The sequence below is a fragment of the Streptomyces sp. NPDC032940 genome, from assembly GCF_040636935.1.
Taxonomy (GTDB): Bacteria; Actinomycetota; Actinomycetes; order Streptomycetales; family Streptomycetaceae; genus Streptomyces.
In genome coordinates this window covers 1-3,587 of the sequence record NZ_JBEZVJ010000073.1, presented here as the reverse complement: position 1 = coordinate 3,587, position 3,587 = coordinate 1, and the positions used below count along the sequence as shown (strand labels likewise).

Here is a 3,587-nt window from a genome sequence, read left to right as displayed (position 1 = left end):
CACACCGACACCCCCGTCACGGCGGTCGGTACGCTGCGCCGCGGTGAAGGCGGCCCGGAGCGCTACCTGGCCTCCGCCGCCGAGGCGTTCGTCGGCGGTGCGGCCGTCGACTGGGCCGGTGTGTTCGCGGGTGCGGGTGCCCGGCGCGTCGACCTGCCCACCTACGCCTTCCAGGAGCAGCACTACTGGATCGAACCGTCCCTCGACCGTCAGGGCGACGTCGCGTCGGCCGGGCTCTCGTCCGCCGATCACCCCCTGCTGGGCGCGGCAGTGACGCTGCCCGCCTCGGACGGGGTGTTGCTGACAGGACGCTGGTCGCTGCGTACGCACCCCTGGCTCGCCGAACACCTGGTGCAGGGCACGCCGCTTCTGCCGGCTTCCGTGTTCGTCGAACTGGCGTTGCGTGCCGGGGACGCGGTCGGCTGTGACCTGGTGGAGGAGCTGACGCTGGAGGCTCCGCTGGCGTTGCCGGAGCGGGGTGCCGTACAGGTCCAGGTGGTCGTCGGCGGACCGGACGGGAACGGGGCGCGTGCCGCGGAGGTGTACGCACGCTCCGAGGACTCCGGTGAGGGGCCCTGGACCCGGCATGCCTCCGCTGTTCTCCACACCGTGCCCGAGGGACGGGCGACGGGCGGCGAGCTGAGCGAGTGGCCGCCCGCCGACGCCCGGACGGTCGACCTGGCCGGCTTCTACGACCGGCTGGCCGAGACCGGAGTGTCCTACGGTTCGGTGTTCCGTGGGCTCGAGGCGGCCTGGCGGCGCGGCGACGAGGTGTTCGCCGAGGTGACGCTGCCGCAGGCGGAACGAGCGGACGTGACCCGTTACGGACTGCACCCCGTGCTGCTCGACACGGCCCTGCAAGCGGGCCTCGGCTCGGGGGCACTGGACGGTGGCGCCGCCGGGGACACACGGCTGCCCTTCGTCTGGCGCGGCGTGTCACTGTCCGCGACCGGTGCCTCGATGCTGCGGGTGCGGCTCGCGCCGGCCGGGCCCGACGGGTGGTCGGTACTGGTCGCCGACGCGGCGGGAACACCCGTCGCGACCGTGGACGCCCTGGTGACGCGCCCCGTGTCGCCGGAGCAGCTGACGGCCGTGACCGACCTCGCCCTCCGTGGTGCGGCCGACGGGCCGGCCCGGAACCCCGTGGGCCGCCGCACGCTGGCCCAGGCGGCGGACGGGGACGAGTCGGCCCTGCGCCGGAGCCTGCTGCGCGCGGGGGACACGGAACGGCGGCGGATCCTGCTGCGTCTGGTGCAGGACCAGGCCGCCGGCGTGCTCGGGCACGCCACACCGGACGGGATCGAGCCCGAACTCTCCTTCAAGGAGCACGGCTTCGACTCCCTCACCGCGGTCCAGCTACGCAACCGGCTCAACACCGCCACCGGGTGCCGACTGCCGGCCACCCTCATCTTCGACCACCCGACGCCCGTCGCCCTGGTGAACCACCTGTACGGCGAGCTCCTCGGCCGCCAGGACGACGCCCCCACGGCCCCGGCACCCGCGGTCCGGGCCGCGTCGGACGAGGAGCCCATCGCCATCGTCGCGATGAGCTGCCGCCTGCCCGGCGGCGTCCGGTCACCCGAAGAACTGTGGGAGCTGCTGACCGAGGGCCGCGACGCCATCTCCACGTTCCCCGAGGACCGCGGCTGGGACGTGGACGGGCTGTACGACCCCGACCCCGAGGCGCCCGGGAAGACGTACACGCGGCACGGCGGCTTTGTGGCCGACGCGGCCGGCTTCGACCCGGCGTTCTTCGGGATCTCACCGCGTGAAGCGACCGCGATGGACCCGCAGCAACGGCTGCTCCTGGAGACCGGCTGGGAGGCGTTCGAACGTGCGGGCATCGACCCCGCGTCCCTGAAGGGCACCGAGACCGGCGTCTTCATCGGTGCTGGCACGCACGGATACGGCACCGGCACCCACGACCCCTCGAACGGCGTCGAGGGCTACCTGGTCACCGGAAACGCCCTCAGCGTCACCTCAGGGCGCCTCGCCTACGCCTTCGGGTTCGAGGGCCCCGCCGTGGCCGTCGACACCGCCTGCTCGTCCTCGCTGGTGGCCCTGCACATGGCCGTCCAGTCGCTGCGGCGAGGCGAGTGCCCGCTGGCTCTGGCCGGCGGCACCGCGATCATGTCCACGCCGTGGACCTTCGTCGGCTTCAGCCGCCAGCGAGGTCTGGCAGCCGACGGCCGCTGCAAGCCGTTCTCCGCCGCCGCCGACGGTTTCGGACCGGCCGAGGGCGTCGGTGTCCTCCTGCTGGAGCGACTGTCCGACGCCCAGCGCAACGGGCACCATGTGCTGGCCGTCATTCGCGGCACGGCCATCAACCAGGACGGCGCGAGCAACGGCCTGACGGCGCCGAACGGTCCCTCGCAACAGCGCGTGATCCGGGCCGCGCTGGCGAACGCCCGGGTGCCCGCCACCGAGGTCGACGTGGTGGAGGCGCACGGTACGGGCACGAAGCTCGGCGACCCGATCGAGGCACAGGCGCTGCTGGCCACGTACGGCCAGGACCGTCCCGAGGACCGGCCGCTGTGGCTCGGCTCCATCAAGTCGAACATCGGGCACACCCAGGCCGCGGCCGGTGTGGCCGGCGTGATCAAGATGGTCCTCGCCATGCAGCACGGAGTACTGCCGCGCACGCTCCACCTGGACGAACCCACCCCGCACGTCGACTGGTCCTCCGGAGCCGTACGGCTGCTGGCCCAGGACGAGCCGTGGCCGGAGACGGGCCGTCCGCGCCGCGCCGGTGTCTCCTCCTTCGGCATGAGCGGAACGAACGCCCACACCGTGCTGGAACAGGCGCCTACGGCATCGCCCGCGACGGCGGAACCAACTGCCGACGCCGAGCCTCCCGTGGTCGTGCCGTGGGTGGTGTCCGGCCGTTCGGAGAGCGCGCTCCAGTCCCAGGCGGAACAGCTCGCCGCGTACGTACGCGACCGGGCGGACCTGTCGCCGGTGGATGTCGGTCTGTCCCTGGCGACGACGCGGTCTCTGTTCGAGCACCGCGCCGTGGTCCTGGCAGGCGACCGGCACGAACTCCTCGACGGACTCGACGCGTTGGCTGATGGTCGCACGCTGCCCGGCGTGGTGGGCGGCGTCGCGGGCTCCCGCGGGCAGGCGGTGTTCGTGTTCCCGGGGCAGGGTTCGCAGTGGGCGGGCATGGCGGCCGAACTCCTTGACACCTCCCCGGTGTTCGCGGAGCGGATCGCCGAGTGTGGGGCTGCGCTCGCCCCGTTCGTGGACTGGTCGCTGATCGACATGCTGCGGGATGCGGACGCGGATGCCTGGCTTGAGCAGGTCGATGTGGTGCAGCCTGTGTTGTGGGCGGTCATGGTGTCGCTGGCCGAGGTGTGGCGTTCGCATGGTGTCGCTCCTGCTGCGGTGATCGGTCATTCGCAGGGTGAGATCGCCGCTGCGTGCGTGGCCGGGGCCCTGTCGTTGCAGGACGCCGCGAAGGTGGTCGCGCTGCGCAGCCAGGCGATTCGCGCCCTGTCCGGACGTGGTGGCATGGTGTCCGTCTCGCTGGGTGCTGACGAGGTGGGCAAGCGCCTTGCCGACTGGAATGGTCGGCTGTCGGTCGCTGC

1 protein-coding gene is annotated in these 3,587 nt (G+C 72.8%); it reads left to right on the top strand.

Annotated features, from left to right (window positions below; genetic code table 11):
* Positions 1-3,587, top strand: a 3,587-nt coding sequence (locus tag AB0E77_RS34075) for a beta-ketoacyl synthase N-terminal-like domain-containing protein (protein ID WP_361578859.1), incomplete at both ends; no start/stop codon positions are given.